At 60.7% G+C, this 733-nt stretch carries 2 protein-coding genes; both read right to left on the bottom strand.

The window, feature by feature from the left end:
• Positions 1-10: 10 nt before the first annotated feature.
• Positions 11-196 carry a hypothetical protein gene (locus I8N66_RS36990; protein ID WP_291165485.1) on the bottom strand — a complete coding sequence of 62 codons (186 nt, stop codon included), beginning with the start codon at positions 194-196 and terminating at the stop codon, positions 11-13.
• A gap of 167 nt (positions 197-363) precedes the next feature.
• Positions 364-733 (bottom strand): pseudouridine-5'-phosphate glycosidase (locus I8N66_RS36985; RefSeq protein ID WP_291165483.1); only part of this gene is annotated, 370 nt, incomplete at its 5' end.

Raw genomic sequence — 733 nt, 5'->3', positions numbered from 1 at the left:
GCATTCAGAACTAATCGCGCTTGTGCCTTGACCAGGGCTCGCCAATACCGGTGCGCGTTGCCGACCAGCCCAGAGGAAGATCGGCGATCTCGTCAATGTCGGGGTGGATATCCACGACCTCAGACATCGCGACCACGAGAGCAGTCGCCATCACCGTTGGTTCCCCGTCCAGGAACGCACGAATGATCGTCAGCATAGTGTGTGACGACGAGAATGGGACGACCAGCGAGGACCGAGCGGCAGGCAATGCAGGCAGCGTTCGGTGCTAGATCAAACTTCCAGCGCATACTCAACCTTCGCCAATGCAAAAGCCCGGCACTTGCGTCCCGGGCTTTCCGTTTTTCCGTGGTCTTGCGGAGTGATTTACTGCGCGTTCAACGCGACCGCGATTTCGCCGGCGAGGCGGGCATTGTTCTCGACCAGCGCGATGTTGGTCTCGAGGCTGCGGCCCTCGGTCATGTGGAAGAGGTTGTCGAGCAGGTAAGGCGTAACGGCCTTGCCGGTGATCTCGTCGCTCTCGGCATTGTCGAGTGCGCGGGCGATGTAGATTTCCATCTCCTCACGCGGGATTTCGCTTTCTTCCGGAACCGGATTGGCGACCAGCATGCCGCCGTCGACGCCGAGCAGTTCGCGCATGTTCTGGAAGTTGGCGATCGCCGCCGGGCTGTTCAGCATCAGCGGGCTCTTGAGGCCACTGTCGCGCGACCAGAAGGCCGGGACGACTTCGCTATCA

The organism is Ensifer sp. SSB1 (assembly GCF_016652895.1).
Lineage (GTDB): Bacteria > Pseudomonadota > Alphaproteobacteria > Rhizobiales > Rhizobiaceae > Ensifer.
This window is presented reverse-complemented; position numbering and strand designations above follow the sequence as displayed.